This is a genomic window from Streptomyces sp. NPDC093510, from assembly GCF_040683555.1.
In the GTDB taxonomy this organism is placed as follows: domain Bacteria; phylum Actinomycetota; class Actinomycetes; order Streptomycetales; family Streptomycetaceae; genus Streptomyces.
On record NZ_JBFBEE010000009.1, the window covers coordinates 42,254 to 67,896 of the forward strand.

Consider the following 25,643-nt stretch of genomic DNA (forward strand, 5'->3'; position numbering starts at 1 on the left):
GCCCGAAGTTTTCTTGGGGGGTCTGGGGTCAGCCCCCAGGAATCCTCTGCACGGCCCAACTAGGGCCGTAGGTCGTGCTTCTTGTCTTACTGACCGGCCACGCGGCGGCCGGCTTCCTCGATGCGGTCCGCGATGGAGCCGTTGATGACCTCGTCGCCCACCTGGACCCTGATCCCGCCGAGGACCGTGGGGTCCACGTCGAGGTTGAGGTGCATCGGGCGTCCGTACACCTTGGCCAGGACGGCGCCGAGACGCTGCTTCTGCTGGTCCGAGAGCGGAACGGCGGAAGTGACGACGGCGACCATGCGGTTGCGGCGGTCGGCGGCCAGCTTGGAGAGGGACTCGAGTCCCTCTTCCAGGCTACGTCCACGCGGCGCGGTGACGAGGCGCTCGACCAGACGCTCCGTGACGTCCTCGGCGCGACCCCCGAGCAGGCTGCGCAGCAGCTCGCTCTTGGCCGTGCCCGTCGCGGCGCGGTCGGTCAGCGCGGCCCGCAGGCCCGTGCTGGAAGAGACGATCCGGCCGAACCGGAAGAGCTCGTCCTCGACGTTGTCCAGGGCGCCGGCCTTCTGCGCACCGGTCAGGTCGGCGAGGTCGGCGAGCTCCTCGAGGGCGTCCACCAGGTCACGCGACTGCGACCAGCGCGAGCGGACCATGCCGGCCACCAGGTCGGCGGTCGCGCCGCCCACCTGGCCGGACAGCAGGCGTCCCGCAAGCTCGGCCTTGGCCTCACCGGACTGCGACGGGTCGGTCAGGACCCGGCGCAGCGAGACCTCGCGGCTGAACAGCGCGGTGACCGCGGCGAGCTCGTCCGCGAGCTGCTTGGCGTCGACCGAGGTGCTGTCCGTCAGCGCGTCGAGACGCTCGCGCGCGGCGGCCAGTGCCTCGCGGCTCGCTCCGTGCGCTGTCATCGAGCAGCCTCGGCCTTCTCCTCGAGCTCGTCGAGGAAGCGGTCGATGGTGCGGCTCTGGCGTGCGGAGTCCTCGAGGGACTCGCCGACGAGCTTGCCGGCCAGGTCGGTGGCCAGCTGGCCCACGTCCTGACGCAGCGACTGCGCGGCGGCCTTGCGGTCGGCCTCGATCTGGGCGTGACCGGCGGCGACGATCTCCTCGCGCTGACGCTGGCCCTCGGCCCGCATCTCGGCGATGAGCGTGGCGCCCTGCTCCTGCGCCTCCTGGCGCAGACGCGCGGCCTCGTGCCGGGCCTCGGCGAGCTGAGCCTTGTACTGCTCAAGGACGCTCTGGGCCTCGGTCTGAGCGGCCTCGGCCTTCTCGATACCGCCTTCGATCGCCTCCCGGCGCTCTTCCAGAACCTTGTTGATGTTCGGGAGGAGCTTCTTCCAGAAGAAGAAGAAGACGATGGCGAAGGCGATGGCGCCGACGAGCAGCTCGGGGCCCGGCGGGATGAGCGGGTTCTGCTCTTCCTCGGCCGCCAGCTGAACCAGGTTGGCGATCACATCAATGCCTTTCGTCGAAGGGTGCTAGTCGTCTTCGGCGATCAGGAGCTGTAGACGAACGGCATGACGATGCCGATGAGGGCGAGCGCCTCACAGAAGGCGAAGCCGAGGATCTGGTTGGCACGGATCAGGCCGGCAGCTTCGGGCTGACGAGCGAGAGCCTCGGTGCCCTTACCGAAGACAATGCCGACGCCGATGCCGGGGCCGATCGCGGCGAGACCGTAGCCGATGGAACCGAGAGCCTTGAGGTCTCCGGTGACGGCGGCGAGTTCGAGAGTCGCGGACATGCCGTTACTTCCTTCTCTTTCATGGACCGGTGGGGGTTGGCCACCGGGCGCTTAGGGGGTTGCGGGGAGGGCGGTCAGTGGTGCTCGGCGAGAGCGCCCTGGATGTACGAGCAGGCGAGGAGCACGAAGACGTACGCCTGGACGGCCTGCACGAAAAGCTCGAAGACGATCATGGCCATGGTCATCACGAAGGAGACACCGGCGGCCGGGATCAGGAAGCTGTTCAGCAGGTACCAGGAGGCGACGGTGAACATCACCAGCATCAGGTGACCGGCGAACATGTTGGCGAAGAGTCGCACCGCGTGCGTGAAGGGGCGCACGAGCAGGTTCGAGAAGAACTCGATGAACGACACGAGCCACTTGATCGGGCCGAGCGAGTTGTCGAAACCGGTGATGTTCTTCCAGCCACCCACGAAGCCGTGCTTCTTGAATGTGAGGGGGACCCACACCAGGTAGACGACGGCCGCCAGCACCGCCGGGTAGGCGATGATCGACGAGACCGGGAACTGGGTCAGCGGGATCACGGACCAGATGTTCATGATCCAGATGAAGAAGAACAGCGAGACCATGAGCGGGACGTACTTCTCGCCGTCCTTCTTGCCCATCGTCTCGTAGACGATGCCGCGGCGTACGAAGTCGTAGCCGGCCTCGCCCATCATCTGCAGCTTGCCCGGGACCAGCTTGGCCTTGCCGAACGCCACGTAGAAGAAGGTGACTACGACGAACGTGGTCAGCAGGGCGAGCAGCATGACCTTGTTGAACTCGAACCCGCCGACGGTGAAGATCGGCTTGAAGAGGAACGAGTGCAGACCCGGAGCCGGGAAGCCACAGCCGTTGTCGGACATGATCCGACAGCTCCAGTCAAAGGCGAGCTCAGTTTGGTCAGCACTCACCGCGGGCTCCTTCGGCGTGACGCATAGGTACGGCAACCTCGTTGTCGTGTCGGCGCGGCACGCGGCCGCGGTTCGGCACCGGACTGGTGTTTCGGAAGTGTGAGCGGCGTTCAGGCATCGAGCCTCGCGATCGTGCAGGCGTCAGCTCAGATGCCCGCGCCAGCAGTGCCGCAGTTGGCACCGGACGATAGCAGCATCTCGAACGGGCATTTATCCCGCCCCTACCCTTCACTGCGGGGACCCCGACTTCTCCTGCTTCTCGCTCTTATCCGAGTCAGGCTCGACATAAAGGATCTTGGCCTTCATGTGCGCGCGGGCCTGTGCGGCCATCCACACGATGGTCGCCGCCACAAGCGCGGCCGCGAAGGCCCTCGGATTGAAGAGATCCGTGTCCTTGAACAGGCCCATGAAGACAAGCAGCAGCAGGAGTTGGGCGACATAAAGCATCATGCCCATCGCCTGGAACAGCTGCGGAAGCGATTTTGCCGTCCGCTGCAGGACGAAGAGACCGAGCCCCATGAAGGCGATGACGACCAGGGTGCCGACGACAGCCCCGATGGCCCCCTTTCCGCCGGCCACCACGGCACTGACTGCGGCGACGATCGCGCCGACGGCAGCTGTGGGCACAGCGGACTGAAGGAGAGTTCGGGTGTCTTGAGACGGCATGGCGGCAGCTCCGCTTACTGATGGGGGCAGGGTGTCGTCATGGACGAGCGTAGACCCGGGTCGAGAGGGGCCCTCGGGCCAATGGACCGTCGCACTACGGTCCTTCGGCTCTGTCCCGGGATCTCGTGAACCGTATCACAAACTATTTGATGAGGTCTTTACCTGCTTGGTGTGCCCACTGTCACACATGAGAAGTAATCCGCGCGTCTGTGCACTCAGCGGGCCAAATTGTCTGGTAATGGGGCGGTTTAGGATCGGGCGTCAACGTGACGTCTCGGCTTCCCGTCGCTCCTCGAACCGCGAGCGGGCGCCGATCGCGGTCGCTCCGTTGACGCCCGCGGCGACCGGAGTCTTCGGTTCCGAGCCCTCACAACCCTCGTACGACGCCTCCTGGGCGTCCGTCCCCGCCATGCCCCGGCGACGGCGGTAGCGCGGCGGCACGAAGGCCTCCGCCCACCGCGGCGTGCGCGGGGTGAAGCGCGGCAGCAGGAGCAGGACGAGCCCGAGCCCGCTGAGCGCGACGATCAGGAGCAGGATCCACATGCTCGTCGAGTGCACCGAGTACGCGACGGTGCCGAAGGCGATGAGCGCCGACCAGAAGTACATGATCAGCACCGCGCGGCTGTGCGAGTGGCCGATCTCCAGGAGCCGGTGGTGGAGGTGGCCGCGGTCCGCGGCGAACGGGGACTTGCCGTTCCAGGTGCGCCGGACGATCGCGAGAACCAGGTCCGCGAAGGGGATCGCGATGATCGTCAGCGGCATCAGGAGCGGGATGAAGACCGGCAGCATCGCGTGCGTGGCATCGCGGCCGCCGCCGAAGTTCAGCTTCATCGCGGCCGGGTCGACCTGACCGGTGACGGAGATCGCGCCCGCCGCGAGGACGAGTCCGATGAGCATCGAGCCCGAGTCGCCCATGAAGATCCGGGCCGGGTGCATGTTGTGCGGCAGGAAGCCGAGGCACATGCCCATGAGGATGGCGGCGAAGAGCGTGGCGGGGGCCGCGGCCTCGATGCCGTAGCCGTACCAGATGCGGTAGGCGTACATGAAGGACGCCGCCGACGCGATGCACACCATGCCCGCCGCGAGGCCGTCGAGACCGTCGACGAAGTTGACGGCGTTGATGGTGATGACGACGAGCGCGACGGTGAGCAGGGTGCCCTGGCCTGAGGTGAGCGAGACCGTGCCGACGCCGGGGACCGGAATCCACAGGATCGTCAGGCCCTGCATGACCATGACGCCCGCGGCGATCATCTGGCCGCCGAGCTTGATCAGCGCGTCGATCTCGAACTTGTCGTCCAGGACGCCGATCAGCCAGATCAGCGCCGCCCCTGAGAGCAGCGCGCGCGGCTCGTTGGAGTTCTCGAAGACCGTGTTCAGGTTCGGCAGGTGGTCGGCGACCAGCAGTCCCGCGCAGAGACCGAAGAACATCGCGATCCCGCCGAGCCGGGGCGTGGGCTCCCGGTGCACGTCACGAGCGCGGATCTCCGGCATGGCACCGGCCACGATCGCGAACTTCCGCACCGGGCCGGTCAGCAGGTAAGTCACCGCAGCCGTGATGCAGAGCGTCAGCAGGTATTCACGCACGGGCTTCCCCACAGGTCTCGCTGGCCATCACAGCCCCACACCCTAGCTTTGTGCGCATACGGTTGGGGACTTCCGGGTAGCGACGATGGTTGCACGAGTACCTGTCCGTCCCTGACGCGCCCGTCCCGTGCTAGGCCGGGTACGGCGGAAATCTTCCCACCAGTTCGCGTACCTCTTCTCGTACGTTCGAGTCCTCACGCACCGCTTCGACCAGCAGTCCCGCGATGCGCGCCAGCTCCGGGCCGCCCATGCCCTGGGTTGTGACAGCGGCCGTTCCAAGGCGCAGGCCGCGCGCATCGCCGTGCGGCAGGGCGCAGGTGTCGAGGTAGATCCCGGCCGCCGCGAGCCTGCCGCGGGCGGTCCGCGCGTCCACTCCGAGGGGTGTGGGATCGGCCAGAACCAGATGGGTGTCCGTGCCGCCGGTGGTGATCGCGAAGCCGGCTGTGGCCAGTGCCTGTGCCAGGATGCGCGCGTTCTCGACCACCTGATGGGCGTACCCCGTGAAGGCCGGTGCGGCCGCCTCGCCGAATGCCACGGCCTTGGCGGCGATCGTGTGCATCTGTGCGCCGCCCTGCGTGAACGGGAAGACGGCGCGGTCGATCCGTTCCGCGAGGTCGCTCCCGCACAGCAGGAGGCCGCCCCGGGGGCCGCGCAGGACCTTGTGCGTGGTCGCGCAGACGATGTCGGCGTACGGCACCGGGCTGGGCGCCGCTCCCCCGGCGATCAGCCCCATGGGGTGCGCGGCGTCGGCGATGAGGTAGGCGCCCACGTCGTCGGCGATCTCGCGGAACGCCGCGTAGTCGATGTGCCGCGGGTAGGAGATGGAGCCGCACACGATGGCCTTGGGCTGGTGCGAACGGGCGAGGGCGTGCACCTGGTCGTAGTCGAGCAGGCCGCTCTCGGGGTCCACGCCGTAGCCGACGAAGTCGAACCATCTGCCGGAGAAGTTCGCGGGTGAGCCGTGCGTGAGGTGGCCGCCGTACGGCAGGCCCATCGCCAGGACCGTGTCGCCGGGCCGCAGCAGCGCGGCGTACGCGGCGAGGACGGCGGACGATCCGGAGTGCGCCTGCACGTTGGCGTGCTCGGCGCCGAACAGGGCCTTGGCGCGGTCGACGGCGATCCGCTCGGCGATGTCGACCAGTTCGCAGCCGCCGTGGTGGCGCGCGCCGGGGTAGCCCTCGGCGTACTTGTTGGCGAGCGGCGAACCGAGGGCGGTGAGGACGGCGGGCGAGGTGAAGTTCTCGGCGGCGATCAGCTGCAGCGCGTCGGACTGCCGGGCCACCTCCCCCATGAGGACCTCGGCGAGCTCGGGGTCCTGCCTGCGCAGCCCTTCGAGATCCGTGAACGCCGTAGGGACGGTGGGTGCGGAGGGGGCGGTGCTGACCGTGCTGAGCGACATCGTGGGCTCCGGGGCCGTGCGGGGGTGACCTCAGATCCAATGTAGGCCGCTACATGTGCGCGGGCACCCCGGTCAGCGCCGTCACCACGGGGTCGAGCGCCTGGTTGATCTCGTCGCCCACCGAACGGAAGAACGGCAGGGGCGCCCCGTACGGGTCGTACACCTCGTCGGCCTCCACGTTCGGCGCCAGGAGCCAGCCGCGCAGCGCGGCCGCGGCCCGCACCAGGGCGCGGGCGCGCTCCACCACGCCGTTGCCGTCCGGCTCGGGCAGCGTCGTCGGGTCTATGGCGCGCACGAGCCGCGTGAACTCCTTGAGCGTGAAGGTGCGCAGGCCCGCCGAGTGGCCCATCGAGATGACCTGTGCCCGGTGGTCGCGGGTCGCGGTCAGGACGAGGTCGGCGCGGATGACGTGGTCGTCGAGGAGCTCGCGCCCCATGAAGCCGCTGGCGTCCGCGCCGAAGTCGGCGAGGACCGTCTCGGCGTTGGTCTCCATGGGGGCACCCTCGTGGCCCCAGGTGCCCGCGCTCTCGACGATGAGGCCGCCGGTGAGCGGGTCGCCGAGGCGGTCGGCCAGGGCATGCCTGGTCAGCCGCTCGGTGATCGGCGAGCGGCACACGTTGCCGGTGCTGACGTGGAGGATGCGGAAGGCGTCCGCAGAGCCCGGGAAGCCCGCTATGCCACGCCCCGTCTCAGGGGCTGTCAATTCGCCACCTCGAGGTCGGGTACCACCTTGCGCAGCTCGTCCGCGGTCAGCGCACCCGCGCGCAGCAGCACCGGCACCTTGCCCGTGACGTCGACGATCGACGACGGGACGATGCCGGGGGTCGGGCCGCCGTCCAGGTACACGGAGACGGAGTCGCCGAGCATCTCCTGTGCGGCGTCGCAGTCCTCGGGGGCGGGGTGGCCCGTGAGGTTCGCCGAGGAGACGGCCATGGGGCCGACCTCGGTGAGCAGTTCGATGGCGACGGGGTGCAGCGGCATGCGGATGGCGACCGTGCCGCGGGTGTCGCCGAGGTCCCACTGGAGGGACGGCTGCTGCTTGGCGACGAGGGTGAGGGCGCCCGGCCAGAACGCGTCGACGAGCTCCCAGGCCATCTCGGAGAAGTCGGTGACCAGGCCGTGCAGGGTGTTCGGCGAGCCGATCAGGACGGGCGTCGGCATGTTGCGGCCGCGGCCCTTGGCGTCCAGCAGGTCGGAGCACGCCTCCGGGGTGAAGGCGTCGGCGCCGATGCCGTAGACGGTGTCGGTGGGCAGCACGACCAGCTCGCCACGGCGGACGGCGGACGCGGCCTCGCGCAGACCGGTCGTACGGTCGGTCGCGTCGTTGGTGTCGTATCGCCGTGCCATTAGTCCGGACTCCTCACTGAAAAGCTGACACTGATGATCTGGGTCGTCACGGCATCGCCTTGCGGGCGGTCGCGAAGCGCGGGCGGTTGTTGAGGTCGGGGTGGTCGGCCGCGTCGGCCCAGCCCCGCTCCTCGGTGAAGATCCATGGGACCTGGCCGCCCTGGGTGTCGGCGTGCTCGATGACGACGACGCCGCCGGGGCGCAGCAGCCGGTGGGCGGTGCGCTCGATGCCGCGGATCAGCTCGAGGCCGTCCTCGCCGGAGAAGAGGGCGAGTTCGGGGTCGTAGTCGCGGGCTTCGGGTGCGACGTACTCCCATTCGGTGAGCGGGATGTACGGCGGGTTGGAGATCACGAGGTCGACCTGCCCGTCGAGCTCCGGGAAGGCGTCCCTGGCGTCTCCCTGGCGGAGCTTGACCCTGGACCCCTCGACGTTCTTCCGCGTCCATTTGAGGGCGTCCTCGGACAGCTCCACGGCGTGCACGCGCGAGCGCGGGACCTCCTGGGCCATGGCGAGCGCGATGGCGCCGGAGCCGGTGCACAGGTCGACGATGAGCGGCTCGACGACGTCCATCGCGCGGACGGCGTCTATGGCCCAGCCGACGACGGACTCGGTCTCCGGGCGCGGCACGAAGACGCCGGGGCCGACCTGCAGCTCCAGGTAGCGGAAGAAGGCCCGCCCCGTGATGTGCTGCAGCGGCTCGCGGGCCTCGCGGCGCGCGACGGTCTCCCAGTAGCGGGCGTCGAAGTCGGCGTTCTTGACGGAGTGCAGCTCGCCCCGCTTCACGCCGTGCACGAAGGCGGCGAGCTCCTCCGCGTCGTTGCGCGGCGAGGGCACGCCGGCGTCGGCCAGCCGCTGGGTGGCCTGGGCCACTTCCGCGAGCAGCAGGTTCACGCTGGTCCTCCGGGGCGGGTCGTGAAGGGTCGTACAGGGGTGCCTTACGTGGCTTTACGTGGCCTTACGCCGCGGCGAGCTTGGCGGCGGAGTCCGCGTCGACGCAGGCCTGGATGACCGGGTCGAGCTCTCCGTCGAGCACCTGGTCCAAGTTGTACGCCTTGAAGCCGACGCGGTGGTCCGAGATCCGGTTTTCCGGGAAGTTGTACGTACGGATCTTCTCGGAGCGGTCGACGGTGCGGACCTGGCTGCGGCGGGCGTCCGCGGCCTTGCTCTCCGCCTCTTCCTGGGCCGCCGCGAGGAGCCTGGAGCGCAGAATACGCATCGCCTGCTCCTTGTTCTGCAGCTGGCTCTTCTCGTTCTGGCAGGAGGCGACGACTCCGGTGGGCAGGTGCGTGATGCGCACCGCGGAGTCGGTGGTGTTGACGGACTGGCCGCCGGGCCCGGAGGAGCGGTAGACGTCGATCCGCAGGTCGTTCGCGTGGATCTCGACGTCGATCTCCTCGGCCTCGGGCGTCACCAGGACACCGGCCGCGGAGGTGTGGATGCGGCCCTGGGACTCGGTGGAGGGCACGCGCTGCACACGGTGCACCCCGCCCTCGTACTTCAGCCGCGCCCAGACGCCCTGGCCCGGCTCGGTGGCGCCCTGGCCGCCCTTGGTCTTCACGGCGACCTGGACGTCCTTGTAGCCGCCCAGCTCGGACTCGGTGGAGTCGATGATCTCGGTCTTCCAGCCGACGCGCTCCGCGTACCGCAGGTACATGCGCAGGAGGTCACCGGCGAACAGGGCCGACTCGTCGCCGCCCGCGCCCGCCTTGATCTCCAGGATGACGTCCTTGTCGTCGGACGGGTCCCGGGGCACGAGGAGCAGCCGCAGCTTCTCGGTGAGCGCCTCGCGCTGGCGCTCCAGGTCCTTGAGCTCGGCGGCGAAGTCGGGGTCGGCGGCGGCGTACTCGCGCGCGGTCTCGATGTCGTCCCCGGTCTGCTTCCAGGAGCGGTATGTCGCGACGATCGGGGTCAGCTCGGCATAGCGCTTGTTGAGCTTGCGCGCATTGGCCTGGTCGGCGTGGACCGACGGGTCTGCGAGCTTCTCCTCGAGATCGGCGTGTTCACCGATCAGTTCCTCGACCGCCTCGAACATCGGGGGCTCCTGGGTTTCTGCGCGAAGGTTCTACGCGAGCGTTCTACGCGAATTGGCTGCGGGACGGCAAAAGCGCCGGTCCCGGCCACCCCCTCCCGAGGGCGGCCGATGACCGGCGCAGTGGCTCGCTACTTGTTGGCGCCTGCAGCCTTGCCGAAGCGGGCCTCGAAGCGGGCCACGCGGCCACCGGTGTCGAGGATCTTCTGCTTGCCCGTGTAGAACGGGTGGCACTCGGAGCAGACCTCGGCGCGGACGGTGCCGCTGGAGATCGTGCTGCGGGTGGTGAACGACGCACCGCAGGTGCAGCTGACCTGGGTCTCGACGTACTCGGGGTGGATGTCGCGCTTCAAGGTGTCTCCTAGTTTCGGGAGGGCGCCGGGTCGTACGTGCGGATTGCTCGTACGTGAACCGGGGCCGACGTACCAGTCTGCCAGGACAGGCCGTATCTCCCAAAACCGGGGTAGGTGCCGTTCTATTCCTGGCGGGTGCGCAGCCGGGACAGTGGCCGGGTCAGTGGCTGGTGACCACGTCGCCCGCGTCGCCCTTGTCGCCCGCCGACTTCTCGGTGGCGGACTTGGGTATGGCCTTGTCGGCCCTGAGGGCGTCCCAGACCTCCTGGTCGGCCTCCTCCAGGGGCAGGACGCGGTTCAGGTCGTTCGGGTCGTACTGGATGGGCAGCGTGACCATCTTCATGTCGCCCGCGCCGATGCCCTTGAGGCCGTTCGCGAAGCTCGCGAGGCTCTTGACGTCGTTCAGGTCGGAGTCGGTGGTGATGGCGCTGGTCGCGTCGTTCGCCAGGTCGTACAGCTTCTTGGGGTTGCTGAAGACGCCGACGTCTTTGACCTGGTCGAGGAGGGCCTTGATGAAGGCCTGCTGGAGCTGGATGCGGCCGAGGTCGCTGCCGTCGCCGACGCCGTGCCGGGTGCGGACCAGGCCGAGTGCCTGTTCGCCGTCGAGCGTGTGGGTGCCGGCGTCCAGGTCGAGGTGGCTGTCCTTGTCGTGGATGGCCTTCTTGGTGGTGATGTCGACGCCGCCGAGGGTGTCGATGAGCTTCTTGAAGCCCGTGAAATCGACCTCTACGTAGTGGTCCATCCGGATGCCGGACATCTTCTCGACGGTCTTGACGGCGCAGGCGGGGCCGCCGACCTCGTACGCCGTGTTGAACATCTGCCGCTGCCCGCCGGGGTCCGACTTGCCGTCGCCCGTCTTGCACGCGGGCCGGGATATGAGGGTGTCGCGGGGTATGGAGACGACGCTGGCCGTCTTGTGGCCCTTGTAGACGTGGACGATCATCGCGGTGTCCGAGCGGGCGGCGCCCTCGTCCTTGCCGTACTTGGCGTTGTCGCCGGAGCGCGAGTCGGAGCCGAGGACGAGGATGTCCTGGGAGCCGTTGTCGACATCCATGGGGCGGTCCGTGCCGAGCGCGGCGTTGATGTCGACGCCCTTGATGTTGCCGTTGAGCTTGAAGTAGACGTAGCCGAGGCCGGTGCCTCCGAGGACGGCCACACCCGCGGCGGTCCAGGCCGTGACGACGAGCACCTTCTTGCGCGTGCTGCGTGGCTTGCGCCGGCGGCCGCGCTTGCCTCGCTTGGGCGCGTCGGCGGCCCTGCTCTCGTCAGTCATGCGCTCCTCAGTCCTCGTCGGTCGGTTACCCCCTGCTTTCAGGGCCAGGCGTGGTTTTCCGTCACTTGTCAGACGGAAAAGCCGAAAGAAGGGTTGCACGACGGCCTGTGTGCGCCCCGGGTACCGACCGCTACGCAATGTGCGCATCGGGTTTCCGCTTTTGGGCTTTCACCTGCGCTTTCATGGCGAGCGGCGCTACCGCCCGTGACCGTGAGAATCTCTTAGGCGTGTGGCCAAGGTCTCGCTCCGGTCACGGCGGACAACGCGAAAGCCGCCCCGTCACTCCTGTGACGGGGCGGCTTTCGGACCGCTGAGGACGACTGAGGACGATTAGTCGTTGCCGTTGCCCGGCGTCGGGGTCGTCTTCTGGATCTGCAGCAGGAACTCGGCGTTCGACTTCGTCTGCTTCATCTTGTCGAGGAGCAGCTCGATCGCCTGCTGCTGGTCGAGCGCGTGCAGCACGCGGCGCAGCTTCCAGGTGATGGCGAGCTCGTCGCTGCCGAGCAGGATCTCTTCCTTGCGGGTGCTGGACGAGTCGACGTCCACCGCCGGGAAGATCCGCTTGTCGGAGAGCCTGCGGTCCAGCTTGAGCTCGAGGTTGCCCGTGCCCTTGAACTCCTCGAAGATCACCTCGTCCATGCGCGAGCCGGTGTCGACGAGCGCGGTGGCCATGATGGTCAGCGAGCCGCCGTCCTCGATGTTGCGCGCGGCACCGAAGAAGCGCTTCGGCGGGTAGAGGGCCGTCGAGTCGACACCACCGGACAGGATGCGGCCGGAGGCCGGGGCGGCGAGGTTGTACGCACGGCCCAGACGCGTGATCGAGTCGAGCAGCACGACGACGTCGTGACCCAGCTCCACCAGGCGCTTGGCGCGCTCGATGGCGAGCTCGGCGACCGTGGTGTGGTCCTCGGCGGGGCGGTCGAAGGTCGAGGAGATGACCTCGCCCTTCACCGACCGCTGCATGTCGGTGACCTCTTCCGGACGCTCGTCGACCAGGACGACCATCAGGTGGCACTCGGGGTTGTTGTGCGTGATCGCGTTGGCGATCGCCTGCATGATCATGGTCTTGCCGGTCTTCGGCGGGGCCACGATCAGACCGCGCTGACCCTTACCGATGGGCGCGACGAGGTCGATGATGCGGGTGGTGAGCACGCCCGGGTCGGTCTCCAGGCGGAGCCGGTCCTGCGGGTAAAGGGGCGTCAGCTTGTTGAACTCCGGTCGCCCGCGCCCGGATTCGGGCGCCATGCCGTTGACCGAGTCGAGGCGCACGAGCGCGTTGAACTTCTCGCGGCGCTCGCCGTCCTTGGGCTGGCGGACCGCGCCGGTGACGTGGTCGCCCTTGCGCAGGCCGTTCTTGCGGACCTGGGCCAGCGACACGTACACGTCGTTGGGGCCCGGGAGGTAGCCCGACGTACGGATGAACGCGTAGTTGTCGAGGATGTCCAGGATGCCCGCGACGGGGATCAGGACGTCGTCGTCGGAGACCTGCGGCTCGTTGCCGAAGCCCTGCTCGTCGCGGCCGCGACGGCCACGGCGGTCGCGGTAGCGCCCGCGACGGCCACGGCGGCCGCTCCCGTCGTCGTCGTAGCCGTCATCCTGCGGACCGTTGTCACGCTGACGGTCCTGGCGGTCCTGTCGGTCCTGACGGCCGCCGCCCTGCTGCTGACGGTCCTGGCGGTCCTGACGGCCGCCACCCTGCTGGCCGCCACCCTGCTGGTCGTCGCCCTTGTTGCCACGGCGGTCGCGGTCGCGGCCGCGGCCCTGCCGGTCACGGCGGTCGCGGCGGCCCTCGGCGCCGTCACCGGAGCTGTCGCCGCCCTTGTCGCCGGATCCGTCGCCCTTGGCCTCGGTCTTTGCCTCGGCGGTGACGGTCTCCGGGCTGCCCGCGTCGGCGGTGGCCCGGCGCCGGCGGCGCTCGCCGGCCGGCTGGTCCTCTGCCCCACGCTCGGCGTCGCCGGAGCGGGCGGGGCTTCCGGCGGGCTGGCCGGGGATGTCGATCTGCTGCTGGCCGGCGGCCTTGTCGCCCTTGGCGTCGTCGGACTTGCCGGCCTTGGCGGTGTCGGACTTGGCGGAAGCGCTCGCCTTGGCGGCGGGCTCCGCGGCGTCCTCGCCCGTGCGGGCCTTCGAGGTGGCCCGGCGCTTGGGCTTGGTCTCGGTGGTCTCACCGGAAGCCGCGGCGCTCTTCGCCGGGGCTCCGCCCCCTGCCTGCGCCTCCTTGATGACCTCGATCAGCTGGCTCTTGCGCATGCGCCCGGTGCCCTTGATTCCAAGGCCCGATGCGACCTGCTGCAGTTCCGCCAGCACCATGCCCTCAAGGCCGGTGCCGCGGCGCCGCCGGGACCCGGCCGAAGCACCGGTGGCAGGCGCCGCGGAGGCGTCCGTGGCGGGCGTGTCGGCAGTCACGCCCATCAGATCGGTGGTGTCGCTCACGAAGGGTCCTTCCCTGGAGCGGACGTCGGCCTGTCTGGCTCGGCGACCGGTTGTGCTGTCCGGCTGTCGGTCCTTGCATTCTGTGGACCGTGCCGGGGCGGTGGTCCGCCAACGCGGCGGAAGAATTCATTGGTGATGGCGAGTCCCGGTGCGGTGCCACTGATGTGCGGTGTCACCCGGCTCGGTCACGCCGGTTCCGGAGCGTGCTCAGGACCGCTCAGTGCGGGGCACAAAGCAGTTTGGGAGGCTCCCGGAAGAATGGTTGTCCCGGACGGGGACACAAAGCACCTCGCCATGGTGAGGTCGGGTGCAGACTTGAGATTAACACTACCGGATCCAACAAACATTCCCCCTCTCAGGATCGGGACACCCCGAATCCCTTCGTCCACTGCTTTCAGGGCGCGAGCGGCAACACGCTCGTACCCGTGGCGTCGAGCGCCAGGCGGTTGGCCGCCCAGCCCTCCCCCGCCAGGCGTGCGACCTTGTCGGCCGCACTGTCTTCGGCCAGCGCGAGGACCGTGGGGCCCGCGCCGGAGATCACGGCCGGCACGCCGTCGGCGCGCAGCCGTTCCACCAGGGCGGCGCTCTCCGGCATGGCCGGGGCGCGGTACTCCTGGTGCAGCCGGTCCTCCGTGGCGGGCAGCAGCAGCTCGGGGCGCCTGGTCAGGGCCTCGACGAGCAGGGCCGCCCGGCCCGCGTTGGCGGCCGCGTCGACGTGCGGAACGGTGCGCGGCAGGAGGCCGCGGGCCATCTCGGTGAGCACGGGCTTTCCCGGTACGAAAACCACCGGAACGATGGACCCGGCGGGTTCCATCCGGATGGCCCGTCCCGTTCCCCCATCCATCCAGGAGAGCGTGAAGCCGCCGAGGAGACAGGCGGCGACGTTGTCGGGGTGGCCCTCGATCTCGGTGGCCAGCTCCAGCAGAGCGGCGTCGTCGAGACGCGCTTCGCCGCCTATCGTCACGGCGCGCGCGGCGACGATGCCGGCGCAGATCGCGGCGGACGACGAGCCGAGGCCGCGGCCGTGCGGGATGCGGTTGGCGCAGACGATCTCGAGTCCGCGCGGCTGTCCGCCGAGCAGGTCGAAGGCGGTACGCAGGGATCGTACGAGCAGATGCGACTCGTCGCGCGGGAGGTTGTCGCTGCCCTCCCCTGCGATGTCGATGTGCAAGCCGGAGTCGGCCACCCGGACGACGACGTCGTCGTACAGAGCCAGCGACAGGCCGAAGGCGTCGAAGCCCGGGCCGAGGTTGGCGCTGGTGGCGGGGGTGCGCACCCGGACGGCGGCGGCGCGGAACGCGGGACCGGCCATCGCTCGATGACTCTCCTTGAGCTGCGTGTTTTTAAGGCTGCGTATTTTCGGTACGTGCCACATGTACGGAACACCCGAAGGCCGCGACAACGGCGGCACCGCGGCATATGCGGCGGGGCGGGTTCGGTACAGCCTATCGAAGGAAGGTTCTGTGGCGACATAGGGCGCACAGGAGGCGCACGATGCGTGTCGTAAGCCCCCTGTGCCACCCCCTGTACGGAGTCGCGGGTTTTGTCTGCCGTTACGCGGGACCGGGGCCGGTCACGCCAGGCCGAGGCGCTCGGCGGCGGCGGCCGCGTCGACCGGGACGGTGACCGGCTGCGGGGCGCCCGCGACGGCCCAGTCCGGGTCCTTGAGGCCGTTTCCGGTGACGGTGCAGACGATGCGCTGCCCCTTGTCGACCTTGCCCTGCTCGGCGGCCTTCAGCAGACCGGCGACCGAGGCGGCCGACGCGGGCTCCACGAAGACACCCTCCTGGGACGCCAACAGCTTGTAGGCGCGCAGGATCTCACGGTCCGTCACCTCGTCGATGAAGCCGTCCGACTCGTCGCGCGCGTCGAGGGCGTACTGCCACGAGGCGGGGTTGCCGATGCGAATCGCGGTGGCGATCGTCGACGGGTCCTTGACGACCTCGCCGCGCACGATGGGCGCGGAGCCGGAGGCCTGGAAGCCCCACATCCGGGGCGTACGGGTCGACACCGAGTCGGCCGCGTACTCCTTGTAGCCCTTCCAGTAGGCGGTGATGTTGCCGGCGTTGCCGACGGGAAGGACGTGGATGTCGGGGGCGTCGCCGAGGGCGTCGACGATCTCGAACGAGGCGGTCTTCTGGCCCTCGATGCGGAACGGGTTCACCGAATTGACCAGCGCCACCGGGTAGTTCTCCGACAGGCCTCGAGCGAGGTTCAAGCAATCGTCGAAGTTGCCGTCGACCTGGAGGATCTTCGAACCGTAGACGAGGGCCTGCCCCATCTTGCCGAGCGCGATCTTGCCCTGCGGCACGAGGACGGCGCAGACCATTCCCGCGCGTACGGCATAGGCGGCGGCGGACGCCGACGTGTTGCCCGTGGAGGCGCAGATGACGGCCTTCGCGCCATCCTCCTTGGCCTTGGTGATCGCCATGGTCATGCCGCGGTCCTTGAAGGACCCGGTGGGGTTGGCGCCCTCGACCTTGAGGTGGACCTCGCAGCCCGTGCGCTCGGAGAGCACCTGTGCGGGCACGAGCGGCGTGCCGCCCTCGCCGAGCGTCACGACCGGCGTGGTGTCGGAGACCGGAAGACGGTCCCGGTACTCCTCGATGATTCCGCGCCACTGGTGGGTCATTGCTGCTTACTCCCCTTCAACCCGCATGATGCTGGCGACACCACGCACGGTGTCGAGATTGCGCAGCGCCTCGACGGTGCCGCTGAGGGCGGCGTCGGGCGCGCGGTGGGTGACGACGACGAGGGAGGCCTCGCCGTCCTTGCCCGTCTGACGGACCGTATCGATCGATACGCCGTGCTCGGCGAAGACCGTCGCGACCTGGGCGAGCACACCCGGCTTGTCGGCCACGTCGAGGCTGATGTGGTACCGCGTGACGACCTCGCCCATAGAGCTCACGGGCAGCTGGGTGTACGCGGAGTCGCCGGGCCCGGTGGCTTCGGCGAGCTTGTTGCGGCAGACGGCGACGAGGTCGCCGAGCACGGCGGACGCGGTGGGCGAGCCGCCCGCGCCGGGCCCGTAGAACATGAGCTGCCCGGCGGCCTCCGCTTCCACGAAGACGGCGTTGTACGCCTCGCGCACCGATGCCAGCGGGTGGGTGAGCGGGATCATCGCGGGGTGCACGCGCGCGGTGACGGACCCGCCGTCGGCGGCGCGCTCGCAGATAGCGAGGAGCTTGATGGTGCAGCCCATGCGTTTGGCGGACGCGAAGTCGGCGGCGGTGACCTCGGTCATGCCCTCGCGGTACACGTCGTCGAGCCGCACGCGCGTGTGGAACGCGATTCCGGCGAGGATCGCGGCCTTGGCGGCGGCGTCGAACCCTTCGACGTCGGCGGTCGGATCGGCCTCGGCATACCCGAGCGCGGTGGCCTCGTCGAGCGCTTCCTGATAGCCGGCACCGGTGGTGTCCATGGCATCGAGGATGAAGTTGGTGGTCCCGTTCACGATGCCGAGGACGCGGTTGACCTTGTCACCGGCGAGGGATTCGCGCAGCGGCCGGATGAGCGGAATGGCACCGGCGACGGCCGCCTCGTAGTAAAGATCCCGGCCGTGCTCGGCGGCGGTGGCGTGCAGCGCGGCGCCGTCCTGCGCGATGAGCGCCTTGTTCGCGGAGACGACCGAGGCGCCGTGCTCGAAGGCGGTGGTGATGAGGGTCCGAGCGGGCTCGATACCACCGATCACCTCGACGATGACGTCAATGTCACCCCGCTTGACCAGCGCGGTCGCGTCGGTGGTGACGAGCTCCGGGTCGATTCCCTCACGCACCTTGGAGGGCCGGCGGACGGCGACCCCGGCGAGCTCCACCGGGGCGCCGATCCTGGCTGCGAGGTCGTCGGCGTGCGTCGTCATGATGCGCGCCACCTCTGAGCCGACAACTCCACAGCCCAGCAGCGCCACCTTCAGCGGACGCGTACGCATCATCCGACCTCACTTCTTTTACATCTACGGTGGAACCAGTCTCACCCACCGGAACAGACTTTCTGTCCATTGTCCGGATCCTGAGACATGTATTTCATCTTTTCTGTCTTACTCCGTCATCCGACGTCGAGACGCAGGAGATCTTCCTCCGTCTCACGCCGGACGATCACCCGCGCCTCACCGTCCCTGACGGCGACGACGGGCGGGCGAAGAGCGTGGTTGTAGTTGCTCGCCATCGAGCGGCAGTACGCACCGGTCGCCGGCACGGCGATCAGATCGCCGGGCGCGAGATCCGCCGGAAGGAAAGCATCCCGTACGACGATGTCCCCACTCTCGCAGTGCTTGCCGACGACGCGCACCAGGACCGGGTCGGCGTCGGAAGAGCGGGAGACCAGGGCGACGGTGTACTCGGCGTCGTACAGCGCGGTACGGATGTTGTCGGACATGCCGCCGTCCACGGACACGTACGTACGGAGCCCCTCGAGGGGCTTGATGGTGCCGACCTCGTAGAGCGTGAAGGCGGTCGGGCCGACGATGGCGCGGCCGGGCTCCACGGAGATGCGGGGCGTCCGCAGATTCGCGGCCTCGCACTCCCGCGTGACGATCTCGTGCAGCGCCTTCGCGATCTCGTGCGGCTCGCGGGGATCGTCGTCGGAGGTGTACGCGATGCCGAGCCCGCCCCCGAGGTCGATCTCGGGCAGCTCGACACCGTGCTCGTCCCGCACCTCGGCGAGCAACTGCACAACGCGCCGCGCAGAGACCTCGAACCCAGCCATGTCGAAGATCTGCGACCCGATGTGGGAGTGAATCCCGATCAGCTCGAGCCCATCGAGCTTGAGCGCACGCCGAACGGCCTCGGCGGCCTGCCCGCCCGCGAGCGCGATCCCGAACTTCTGGTCCTCGTGCGCGGTGGCGATGAACTCGTGGGTGTGCGCCTCGACGCCCACCGTCACGCGGATCTGCACGCGCTGCCGCTTGCCGAGCCGCTCCGCGATGTGCGCGACGCGCACGATCTCCTGGAAAGAGTCGAGCACGATGCGTCCGACGCCGGCCTCGATCGCCCTCTCGATCTCGTCCGGGGTCTTGTTGTTCCCATGGAAGGCGATGCGCTCGGCGGGCATGCCGGCGGCGAGGGCGGTGGCGAGCTCGCCGCCGCTGCACACGTCGAGGTTGAGCCCCTCCTCGTGCAGCCACCGCACGACGGCCCGCGAAAGGAACGCCTTGCCGGCGTAGAACACATCGGCGTCACTGCCGAAGGCGTCACGCCAGGCCTGGCAGCGGGCGCGGAAGTCGGCCTCGTCGATGAAGTACGCCGGGGTGCCGAACTCCTCGGCGAGCCGCGTCACTTCGATGCCGCCCGTACTGACGACACCTTCGGGCGTACGGGTGACGGTGCGGGACCAGACCTTGGGGTCCAGGGCGTTGAGGTCGGCGGGCGGGGCGCTGTAGTGGCCCTCGGGGAATACGTCGGCGTGACGGGGACCGGCGGGGTGTGCGGAACGGCTCATGGCGGTGTCGTCTCGTCTTTCACATGTCACAGGTGGTCGGGTGCGCTGATGCCGAGCAGGGACAGGCCACCGGCAAGCACCACCCCGGCAGCTTCGGCAAGCGCGAGCCGGGCACGGTGGGCGGCCGAGGGTTTCTCGTCCCCCATCGGCAGGACGGCTCCGTGCGGGGGGCTCGTCGGCAGGACGGCTCCGTGCGAGGTACTCGTCGGCAGGACGGCTTCCTGCGGGGGGCTCGTCGGCAGGACGGCTCCGTGCGAGGTGCTCGTCGGCAGGACGCCGGCCTGCGGGGGGCTCTGGAAGGAGAGGAAGGCGTCGGCTACGGCTACGAGGTGCCGGGCAAGCCGGTCGGGCGCGCGGTGGCGTGCGGCGGCGGCGAGAACGGCGGGGTATTCGTCCAGGGCGTCGAGGAGGGGGGTGACGGTGTCGCGGGGGGTGGTGTCGCGGGGGGTGGTGTCGCGGGGGGCGGTGTCGCGGGGGGTGGTGGCGGGGGTGCCGCGGGGGGTGGTGGCGGGGGTGGCGGGCGCGGTGACCTCGTGAGGGGCGGCGTCGGTGGTGGCGGGGGTGACGGTGCCGCGGGAGGCGGTGTCGGTGGTGCCGGGCGCGGTGGCCTCGTGAGGGGCGGCGTCGGTGGTGGCGGGGGTGACGGTGCCGCGGGGGGCGGTGTCGGTGGTGCCGGGGGTGGCGGTGAAGCCGAGGTCGGCGGCGTTGCGGGTGAGGGCGCGGGTGCGGGCGTGGGCGTACTGGACGCGGAAGAGGGGGTTGCTCTCACGCTGCACGAGGTGCTGGTCGCCGCCCTGCTCGGGGGTGACGCGGGGGCGGTCGTGAGCGGCGGGGTGGAGCAGGGCCCAGCGGGCTGCGTCGCGGCCGAGCCGGAGGGGGCCGGAGGGGGCCGGGTCCGCCGTGGGGGTGGAGGTCGGGGTATCCGTTCCGGCGGGCCGGAGGGGGCCGGAAGGTTCGGGGTCCGGCGCGGGGGTGGAGGTGAGGGCATCCGTGCCGGCGGGCCGGAGGGGGCCGGAAGGTTCGGGGTCCGGCGCGGGGGTGGAGGTGAGGGCATCCGTGCCGGAGGGCCGGGAGCCTTCCGCGGCGGGGACGGGGCGGAGGGTGGGCAGCGGCTGGGGCGGACGCCCGTGGGCGTCGACGCGCACGCCGAGGACATCCGTCCAGGCGGGATCCGGGGCGTCGTCGCAGGTGACGCGGACGAGGACGCCCTGGGAGCGCAGGATGCGCCGGACACTGTCGGCGACGACGACGGCGCGGACCTCACGGGGTACGTGGATCTGGGCGAGAGCTCCGGTGTCGGGATGCACGTGGCCGTAGCAGTGGCCGCGCTCCAGGATCTCCCGCACGAGCGCTTCTTCGCGGGCACCCGCGAGGGTGATGTTGAGGAACCCGGGCCCGGTGATGTCGACCCCGGCGATGCCGGGCTGAGCGGCGAGCCGCGGGGACAGCACCTCGGCCACCTGACGCGGCGGCCGCCCCGCGGCGCCGGCGATCTGGAGGGCGACGCTGGTCGCGTAGTCCCCGCATCCCCCGGGCCGAGGCCTCTCCACCCGTACGCGCCCCGCGTCCACCGGCACGTCCACGCTGAGCTCACCGGCGTCGACGGCCTGACGCATGGCGCGCAGCACGGTGCGGGAAAGCTCGACGGGGGTCACGGGACCAAGCGTATGGGAGGAGGGGGGTGGGGAGGCGACTCGGTTTCCGGATGGTCCGGCATGTGGACGAGGGGGCGGGCGGAGGCACCGAGGGCGGGAGGCCGGGAGGGGCGGGAGCAGGCGCGGGGGCCGAGCGGGGGCGCAGGTGCCGGGCCGGGGTGCGGGGGCCGGGGTGCGGGGGCCGGGCCCGGGGTGCGGGAAACGGTGGCGGAGGCGCGGGGTAGCGACGGTGGGCCACCGGCAGCGGGGCGTGGGCGTGGCGGCGGAGGGGGTCCCCGGTACCGGAGCGCGGGTAGCGCGGGGGTGGTGGCGTAGGAGGCCCCGATGGCGGGGCGTGGAGGTCAGACTCCGGGTGGCCGCGCGCTCGGACCCCTCGATACCGCCGCGCGGAAGGGGCCCGGCGCCCGAACGTGATGGAGGTCAGACTCCGGGTGGCCGCGCGCTCCGCTCCCTCGATACCGCCGCGCGGAGGGGGCCCGGCGCCGGAGCGTGGTGGAGGTCAGGCTCCGGGGTGGGCCGCGCGCTCGGATCCTCCGATGCCGCCGCCCCCGCCTCCGCACCCACTGGCCCGGCACTCCGCTTCCAGGGGCTCGCGGTCGCGCTCACGGTCACGCCGGTCCGCCGGGCGCCCCTCCTCCCTCACCCCCTCCGACATCAACTGCCGGACTATGTCGACCAGTTCGCTGGGCTCGAAGGGCTTCGCGAGGAAGGCGTCGACCCCGACCTCCAGGCCGCTCTCAACCTCGTACTGCGTGCAGGCACTGACGACGACGATGGGCAGGTCACTCGTCCGCGCGTCGGCACGGAGCCGGGCGGCGGTCCGCAGCCCGTCGAGCCGGGGCATCACGACATCGAGTGTGATCACATCGGGCTGGACCTGCTGCACGATGTCCAGGCACTCGACGCCATCGGCCGCGGTCACGACCTCGAAGCCCTCCAGCTCGAGGTTGACCCTGATCAGCTGCCGGATGACCTTGTTGTCGTCCACAACAAGCACGCGGCCGGGCACGCCTGGCACAACTCGAGAGTAGGTCCGCTCCCCCCGCCGCGTCCCGGTTTTCCCTACTTCCGCCACCCGCCGCCCGGCCCGGCGAGGACCACCGCCCCGACGTCCCGAGGCACGTGCCCGGCCTCCCCGTGAGCACGGAAATACCTGTTCATGGGGAGGCCCGAAGAGCTGGTAGGGTTCTACCCGTCGCCGCGCAACCCGCGGCGGTACGCCCCCGTAGCTCAGGGGATAGAGCAACGGCCTCCGGAGCCGTGTGCGCAGGTTCGAATCCTGCCGGGGGCACCTTGCAGAAGGTGTCCGAAGACCCCGTCACCAGCGGAAACGCTGAGGACGGGGTTTTTGCGTATGTCCAGGCCCTTTGCCTTTCCCCGGAGTGGTCCGCCGCAAGGAGTTGGTGAATGGGGGCGGGAACGGGTGGGCAGGGGGTGGGGCGTCGTAAGGGTGGGGAGGCGAGAAGGGGGGCGGTGATCGAGGGAGAGGGGAGAGCATGATCCGGTCGTGCTTGACCAGTGACAGCGTGCCTCCGGAGGAGCGGTTCGGGTGGTGGGGCGAGCTGAAGTCCGCTTCGCCCATCGCGACCACTCTGCGGAGTGACTACACCGACGACTTCCCTGTGGCCGTCGACCATGTCGACCTGGGTGCCGCGACGTTGACCACCATGTCGTACCCGTCGGCCGAGGTGCGGCGCACGGCGCGGCACATCCGGAAAGGGGACCCCGGGAGCCTGCAGGTGTCTCTGACCTTGCAGGGGCTCAGCGGGTTCGAACAGGCCGGGCGGAACGTGCAGTTCGGGGCCGGGCACTTTCTGCTGTACGAGTCGTCCTCGCCCTTCGAAGGGTGGATGCGGCAAGGGGGCGGCGGCGATCCGACGCGGAGCATCGTGGCCACGCTGCCCCTGCATCTGCTGCCGTTCCCGGTCGACCGGCTCTCCGACCTCGTCTCCCGGCCGCTCTCCAGCCGTGAGGGCTTCGGGGCTCTGCTCGCCCAGTTCATGCATCAAGTCACGGATGACGTGGGGCAGTTCGGGAGCGGTAGCGGCGCCGCCGATCGGCTCACCCATACGCTCGTCGACCTGGTCGGGCATCTTGCCGCCCAGCACCTCGACCGTGCGGACGAGTTGCCGGTCGAGAGCCGGAAGCGCACCTTGCTGCTGCGGGTGCAGAGCCACGTCCGGCGGCATCTGCGCGACCCGGGGCTGAACCCGGACAGCATCGCCGCCGCGCACCACATCTCCACGCGCTACCTGCACCGGCTCTTCCAGGAGCAGGGGCTGACCGTGTCCTCCTGGATCCGGCGGCTGCGGCTGGAGCGCTGCCACCGGGTGCTGGCCGACCCGGCGTTCGCCGCCGTGCCGGTCGGCGTGGTCGCGGCCCGCTGGGGGTTCCCGCAGCCCGCCGTCTTCACCCGCGCCTTCCGCGCCACGTACGGGCTGACTCCCAGCGAGGTACGCGCACGCACCTTGGCGGACTACCGGAGTGCGTCGGGGGTCAACAAGTGTGCGCCCTTGGTCAATGACGTCGGGTGAGGCGGTGGGAAGACTGTGGCGCGGCGGCGGGATCGGGGGGCCGCCGCCGGTGTCCGCCACTGCGCCCAGAAGAACGGGGGAGGGCGTAGGGGCGCACACGATGGTTGGAAGGAAGGGGAAGGGGATGGGTGGTGTGCCGGGCCCTGTGACGGGGGTTCCGGGCCGGTTGCGGGGGGGGTGGCATGGTCCGGGGGGCATGGTCCCGGGGGGGTGGCATGGTCCGGGGGGTGGGCCGGTGCGCCGCCCGACGGCCTCAAGGCCCGAGGGCGTCGAGGCCCGGGAGCGTTGAGGCCCGGGGGGCGTCGCGGCCCGGGAGCATTGAGGCCCGGGGGGTCGTCGCAGCCCCGGAGCGTTGAGGACCGGGTGCGTCGCCGCCCCGGAGCATTGAGGCCCGGGGAGTGGCGTCGCAGCCCGGGACGTTGAAGCCCCGGAGGGCGTCATCGCAGCCCCGGAGCGTTGAAGCCCGGGGGCGTCATCGCGGCCCCGGAGCGTTGACGGCCGGGAGCATCGCGGCCGGAGCGTCTTCGGTCGGGCCGTTCTCCGTTCCGCCGCCGCCTCCGCCCCTCCGCCTCCGCCTCCGCCTCCGCCTCCTCCTCCCCGTGACCGTCCGTGACGTGTGGCCGTCCGTCAGTGCATCCACATGATGTCGATCCTGTGCATCTTTGCCGTCGGCACCATGGAAGCCGGACGAGGCCGCCCATCTCGCTGGGTGGGGCCTTCGAATGACGTGATAGCACGGGGGGATCGATTTCGAAGGAGGGTATGACCTCGTGGGCATCTTCAGCCGTCGCCAGACCACCGCCACCCTGGAGCCGACGCCGGCCGGCGGTGTCGCGCTCGACTCCGCGCTGCGCGGGCTGACGGGGCAGTGGACCATCGACGGGCCGCACAGCCGCGTCGGGTTCTCCGTGCGGCACGCGATGGTCACGACCGTCCGGGGCGCTTTCGCCGACTACGACAGCACGCTGTACTTCGACGGCGACCAGCCCTCCGAGTCGCGCGCGGAGATCGTCATCCGGGTCGCCAGCGTCGACACCGGCGTGGAGCAGCGGGACGCGCATCTCGTCGGCACCGACTTCTTCGACGCGCGGCGCTATCCGGAGATGGTGTTCCGCAGCACCTCCACCGTCCATGAGGGCGGGGAGACCTTCCGCATGGCGGGTGACCTGACCATCCGGGACGTCACCCGGCCCGTCGAGCTGCAACTCGACTACCTGGGGTCGGTCGTGGACCCCTTCGGCTTCGAGCGGGTCGGCTTCGACGGCACCACCACCATCGACCGCACCGAGTGGGGGCTGGTCTACAACCAGCGCCTCGCGGCGGGCGGCACGATGGTCAGCGAGAAGGTCCGGCTGCAGTTCGACATCTCCGCGATCCGGGCCACGGCGCCGGCGGTATAGCGGTATAGCGGTATAGCGGTATGTGACCCCGTGACCTGCGCCGCGTCTTCTTCGGGCATGCTGGCGGACGTCGTACACCGAACACCGCGAGCACCGCCGCCGCAAGCGGCACGCGAAAGGAGGGCGCGCCGTGGGCGACTGGATACGTTGCTTCCACCCGGCACCCCACGCCGGGACCCGTCTGCTCTGTTTCCCGCACGCAGGCGGCTCCGCCAGCGCCTATCACCCGCTGTCGGCGGCCGTCACGGGTGTCGTCGAGCCGTTGGTCGTGCAGTACCCGGGCCGCCAGGAGCGGATCGGGGAGCCGTTCGCCGAGCGGGCGGACGAGGTCGCCGAGGCCGTGCTCGCCGCGCTTCCCGGCTGGGACGAGGGCGCGCCGACGGCGCTCTTCGGGCACAGCATGGGCGCGATCCTCGCGTTCGAGACCGCGCGGCGCATGACCGCGGCCGGGCATCCGCCCGTGGCCCTGTTCGTGTCCGGGCGGCAGGCGCCCACGGTGCCCCCGCGCGTCGCGGTGGAGCGGCCGGTCAGCGAGATGTCCGACACCGAGCTCGTGGAGGAGATGCGGAAACTGTCCGGTACGGCCAACGAGCTCCTGGCCACTCCCGAACTGCTGCCGATCATCCTGCCGCCGGTCCGCGCCGACTACCGCCTCCTGGAGAACCACGTCCACCGGAGCGGTCCCCCGCTCGACTGCCCGGTCATCGCCCTGACCGGTGACGCGGACCCCCGTGTGACGGTCGAGGGCGTGCGCGCCTGGGAGAGCGAGACGAGCGGCGACTTCTCCTGCCACGTGCTCGACGGGGGCCACTTCTTCCTCGACCGCCATCGGGCGTACGTCACCGAGGTCATCGCCTCGTCGCCGGCGGGCCGGAGCACGACGACGCAGTGACGCGGTGA

At 70.1% G+C, this 25,643-nt stretch carries 23 protein-coding genes and 1 tRNA gene; 4 read left to right on the plus strand and 20 right to left on the minus strand.

The features are described 5' to 3' along the window. Window positions 1–86: 86 nt before the first annotated feature. The 20 genes from AB0N81_RS16030 to AB0N81_RS16125 all read right to left on the minus strand — a co-directional run bounded on the left by AB0N81_RS16030 (window position 87) and on the right by AB0N81_RS16125 (window position 21,827). On the minus strand, window positions 87–911 hold the full coding sequence (locus tag AB0N81_RS16030; RefSeq protein WP_365358521.1) for a F0F1 ATP synthase subunit delta: 825 nt from the start codon (window positions 909–911) through the stop codon (window positions 87–89). Continuing rightward, window positions 908–1,456 (minus strand): F0F1 ATP synthase subunit B, encoded by a 549-nt coding sequence (locus AB0N81_RS16035; RefSeq protein WP_365358523.1) that lies wholly within the window; start codon window positions 1,454–1,456, stop codon window positions 908–910. The genes AB0N81_RS16030 and AB0N81_RS16035 overlap by 4 nt, the downstream gene beginning before the upstream one ends. A 41-nt stretch (window positions 1,457–1,497) precedes the next feature. Beyond that, window positions 1,498–1,743: an ATP synthase F0 subunit C gene (atpE, locus tag AB0N81_RS16040; protein WP_268773475.1), complete on the minus strand. Its 246-nt coding sequence runs from the start codon at window positions 1,741–1,743 to the stop codon at window positions 1,498–1,500. A gap of 74 nt (window positions 1,744–1,817) precedes the next feature. Next, complete coding sequence (gene atpB / locus AB0N81_RS16045; RefSeq protein ID WP_365358967.1) at window positions 1,818–2,588, minus strand: F0F1 ATP synthase subunit A; 771 nt, start codon at window positions 2,586–2,588, stop codon at window positions 1,818–1,820. Between the two features lie 276 nt (window positions 2,589–2,864). Next, window positions 2,865–3,302, minus strand: coding sequence for a hypothetical protein (locus AB0N81_RS16050; protein ID WP_365358525.1), 438 nt, complete (start codon window positions 3,300–3,302; stop codon window positions 2,865–2,867). Window positions 3,303–3,563: 261 nt separating this feature from the next. Continuing rightward, entirely contained in the window at window positions 3,564–4,886 is a 1,323-nt protein-coding gene (locus AB0N81_RS16055) for an MraY family glycosyltransferase (protein WP_365358527.1), read from the minus strand. Between the two features lie 130 nt (window positions 4,887–5,016). Further along, window positions 5,017–6,285, minus strand: coding sequence for a serine hydroxymethyltransferase (gene glyA, locus AB0N81_RS16060; protein ID WP_365358529.1), 1,269 nt, complete (start codon window positions 6,283–6,285; stop codon window positions 5,017–5,019). A 49-nt stretch (window positions 6,286–6,334) separates the two neighbouring features. Beyond that, on the minus strand, window positions 6,335–6,988 hold the full coding sequence (locus AB0N81_RS16065) for a protein-tyrosine-phosphatase (protein ID WP_362990248.1): 654 nt from the start codon (window positions 6,986–6,988) through the stop codon (window positions 6,335–6,337). Next, on the minus strand, window positions 6,985–7,632 hold the full coding sequence (locus AB0N81_RS16070) for an L-threonylcarbamoyladenylate synthase (protein ID WP_365358531.1): 648 nt from the start codon (window positions 7,630–7,632) through the stop codon (window positions 6,985–6,987). The genes AB0N81_RS16065 and AB0N81_RS16070 overlap by 4 nt, the downstream gene beginning before the upstream one ends. A 46-nt stretch (window positions 7,633–7,678) precedes the next feature. Beyond that, a complete protein-coding gene (gene prmC, locus AB0N81_RS16075; protein WP_365358533.1) occupies window positions 7,679–8,524 on the minus strand; it encodes a peptide chain release factor N(5)-glutamine methyltransferase in 846 nt (281 codons plus the stop codon). A 64-nt stretch (window positions 8,525–8,588) separates the two neighbouring features. Next, a complete protein-coding gene (gene prfA, locus AB0N81_RS16080; RefSeq protein WP_365358535.1) occupies window positions 8,589–9,665 on the minus strand; it encodes a peptide chain release factor 1 in 1,077 nt (358 codons plus the stop codon). A 128-nt stretch (window positions 9,666–9,793) separates the two neighbouring features. Then, window positions 9,794–10,015: a 50S ribosomal protein L31 gene (gene rpmE, locus AB0N81_RS16085; protein WP_098244794.1), complete on the minus strand. Its 222-nt coding sequence runs from the start codon at window positions 10,013–10,015 to the stop codon at window positions 9,794–9,796. A gap of 160 nt (window positions 10,016–10,175) precedes the next feature. Further along, entirely contained in the window at window positions 10,176–11,288 is a 1,113-nt protein-coding gene (locus tag AB0N81_RS16090) for an LCP family protein (protein WP_365358537.1), read from the minus strand. 330 nt (window positions 11,289–11,618) lie between these two features. Further along, the gene (rho, locus tag AB0N81_RS16095; RefSeq protein ID WP_365358539.1) at window positions 11,619–13,718 is read right to left on the minus strand and encodes a transcription termination factor Rho; all 2,100 of its coding nucleotides are present in this window, start codon (window positions 13,716–13,718) and stop codon (window positions 11,619–11,621) included. Window positions 13,719–14,112: 394 nt separating this feature from the next. Beyond that, window positions 14,113–15,030 (minus strand): homoserine kinase, encoded by a 918-nt coding sequence (thrB, locus tag AB0N81_RS16100; RefSeq protein WP_365358541.1) that lies wholly within the window; start codon window positions 15,028–15,030, stop codon window positions 14,113–14,115. A 261-nt stretch (window positions 15,031–15,291) separates the two neighbouring features. Continuing rightward, window positions 15,292–16,350 carry a threonine synthase gene (gene thrC, locus AB0N81_RS16105; RefSeq protein WP_365358543.1) on the minus strand — a complete coding sequence of 353 codons (1,059 nt, stop codon included), beginning with the start codon at window positions 16,348–16,350 and terminating at the stop codon, window positions 15,292–15,294. A gap of 6 nt (window positions 16,351–16,356) precedes the next feature. Next, entirely contained in the window at window positions 16,357–17,649 is a 1,293-nt protein-coding gene (locus AB0N81_RS16110) for a homoserine dehydrogenase (RefSeq protein ID WP_365358545.1), read from the minus strand. A 113-nt stretch (window positions 17,650–17,762) separates the two neighbouring features. Then, window positions 17,763–19,154, minus strand: a complete 1,392-nt coding sequence (gene lysA, locus AB0N81_RS16115) for a diaminopimelate decarboxylase (RefSeq protein WP_365358548.1) — start codon at window positions 19,152–19,154, stop codon at window positions 17,763–17,765. Between the two features lie 26 nt (window positions 19,155–19,180). Beyond that, window positions 19,181–20,809, minus strand: a complete 1,629-nt coding sequence (nrtL, locus tag AB0N81_RS16120) for an ArgS-related anticodon-binding protein NrtL (protein ID WP_365358550.1) — start codon at window positions 20,807–20,809, stop codon at window positions 19,181–19,183. Between the two features lie 499 nt (window positions 20,810–21,308). Further along, window positions 21,309–21,827 carry a response regulator gene (locus AB0N81_RS16125; RefSeq protein ID WP_365358552.1) on the minus strand — a complete coding sequence of 173 codons (519 nt, stop codon included), beginning with the start codon at window positions 21,825–21,827 and terminating at the stop codon, window positions 21,309–21,311. Between the two features lie 201 nt (window positions 21,828–22,028). Here AB0N81_RS16125 and AB0N81_RS16130 point away from each other — a divergent pair. The 4 genes from AB0N81_RS16130 (at window position 22,029) to AB0N81_RS16145 (ending at window position 25,635) form a co-directional block, all read left to right on the plus strand. Next, window positions 22,029–22,100, plus strand: a tRNA-Arg gene (locus tag AB0N81_RS16130). A gap of 220 nt (window positions 22,101–22,320) precedes the next feature. Then, window positions 22,321–23,343 (plus strand): helix-turn-helix domain-containing protein, encoded by a 1,023-nt coding sequence (locus AB0N81_RS16135; RefSeq protein WP_365358554.1) that lies wholly within the window; start codon window positions 22,321–22,323, stop codon window positions 23,341–23,343. A gap of 770 nt (window positions 23,344–24,113) precedes the next feature. Next, the gene (locus AB0N81_RS16140) at window positions 24,114–24,743 is read left to right on the plus strand and encodes a YceI family protein (protein ID WP_365358556.1); all 630 of its coding nucleotides are present in this window, start codon (window positions 24,114–24,116) and stop codon (window positions 24,741–24,743) included. A 130-nt stretch (window positions 24,744–24,873) separates the two neighbouring features. Then, complete coding sequence (locus AB0N81_RS16145; RefSeq protein ID WP_365358558.1) at window positions 24,874–25,635, plus strand: alpha/beta fold hydrolase; 762 nt, start codon at window positions 24,874–24,876, stop codon at window positions 25,633–25,635. Window positions 25,636–25,643 lie beyond the last annotated feature (8 nt).

Excerpts from the sequence above, each read along its gene's own strand:
- AB0N81_RS16030 (WP_365358521.1), bottom strand. The coding sequence starts at position 911 with ATGACAGCGCACGGAGCGAGCCGCGAGGCACTGGCCGCCGCGCGCGAG.
- atpE (WP_268773475.1), bottom strand. The coding sequence starts at position 1,743 with ATGTCCGCGACTCTCGAACTCGCCGCCGTCACCGGAGACCTCAAGGCT.
- atpB (WP_365358967.1), bottom strand. The coding sequence starts at position 2,588 with ATGTCCGACAACGGCTGTGGCTTCCCGGCTCCGGGTCTGCACTCGTTC.
- AB0N81_RS16050 (WP_365358525.1), bottom strand. The coding sequence starts at position 3,302 with ATGCCGTCTCAAGACACCCGAACTCTCCTTCAGTCCGCTGTGCCCACA.
- glyA (WP_365358529.1), bottom strand. The coding sequence starts at position 6,285 with ATGTCGCTCAGCACGGTCAGCACCGCCCCCTCCGCACCCACCGTCCCT.
- AB0N81_RS16070 (WP_365358531.1), bottom strand. The coding sequence starts at position 7,632 with ATGGCACGGCGATACGACACCAACGACGCGACCGACCGTACGACCGGT.
- prfA (WP_365358535.1), bottom strand. The coding sequence starts at position 9,665 with ATGTTCGAGGCGGTCGAGGAACTGATCGGTGAACACGCCGATCTCGAG.
- AB0N81_RS16090 (WP_365358537.1), bottom strand. The coding sequence starts at position 11,288 with ATGACTGACGAGAGCAGGGCCGCCGACGCGCCCAAGCGAGGCAAGCGC.
- thrB (WP_365358541.1), bottom strand. The coding sequence starts at position 15,030 with ATGGCCGGTCCCGCGTTCCGCGCCGCCGCCGTCCGGGTGCGCACCCCC.
- thrC (WP_365358543.1), bottom strand. The coding sequence starts at position 16,350 with ATGACCCACCAGTGGCGCGGAATCATCGAGGAGTACCGGGACCGTCTT.
- AB0N81_RS16110 (WP_365358545.1), bottom strand. The coding sequence starts at position 17,649 with ATGATGCGTACGCGTCCGCTGAAGGTGGCGCTGCTGGGCTGTGGAGTT.
- lysA (WP_365358548.1), bottom strand. The coding sequence starts at position 19,154 with ATGAGCCGTTCCGCACACCCCGCCGGTCCCCGTCACGCCGACGTATTC.